Source organism: Shewanella sp. SP1S1-7 (assembly GCF_031932105.1).
Lineage (GTDB): Bacteria > Pseudomonadota > Gammaproteobacteria > Enterobacterales > Shewanellaceae > Shewanella > Shewanella baltica.
In genome coordinates this window covers 1-700 of sequence record NZ_JAUOEU010000075.1, presented here as the reverse complement: position 1 = coordinate 700, position 700 = coordinate 1, and the positions used below count along the sequence as shown (strand labels likewise).

The following is a 700-nucleotide window of genomic DNA, read 5'->3' as shown; positions in this document are numbered from 1 at the left end:
GTGTTTTGGTGAGCCATGGAAGACTTTATTTCTTTAATAGCCAGAGGTGTTTTTTGGCTTTTCGTTGAAATGTTTTTTTATAAATTATGTTACGTTGTGGGTTACTACTCTTTACGCCTTATCTCGGCGGGAAAGCACCCCAAGTATGAGCTTGAATTGCATGAAGAAGTTGAAAACTATCTATGGGGAAATTCTTTGGTTTCGCTCTTTGGGCTGCTACTAATCGCATTTACTATAGGAGTACTTTTACATTGCGTAATTTGAGAAAACACATAACAAACAAAGGCAAGGCGACGCATACCGCGCGCTTGCTTTGAGCGTTATGCACCGAAGGAGAATCCGTGCAAGAAGTAGATGACGAATTTTATGAGCGTGCTGATGCGCACATTCATTTGTCCAACGATCAGATAAATGAAAAGGCCACCCTAGGCAAAGTAAGTGCTTCAAATATGTACGCTACGGCTCGTTTCAATGCATGGGTTAGCGCGTGCAGCTGGAATAATGGCCAAGAAATGGCTGCTTCCAAGCAAGAGACACTAGACTACTTCGTCACTGAATACCGAAAAATGCTCGAAGAAAACCTAGATGATTACATCGAAAACTTCGAGTCTTACATGAGGCCCAGCGAGTAATGCATAACAAGGCCATTAAATTCGCTCCCTACGGTCGCCGGACGCTCGCAAACTCGCGCCGTTTATGG

Annotated in this window: 1 protein-coding gene; it reads left to right on the top strand. The window is 43.6% G+C overall.

Annotated features, from left to right (window positions below):
• The first annotated feature begins 341 nt into the window (after positions 1-341).
• Complete coding sequence (locus Q4Q49_RS22125; RefSeq protein ID WP_311991396.1) at positions 342-632, top strand: DUF3144 domain-containing protein; 291 nt, start codon at positions 342-344, stop codon at positions 630-632.
• Positions 633-700: the final 68 nt, after the last annotated feature.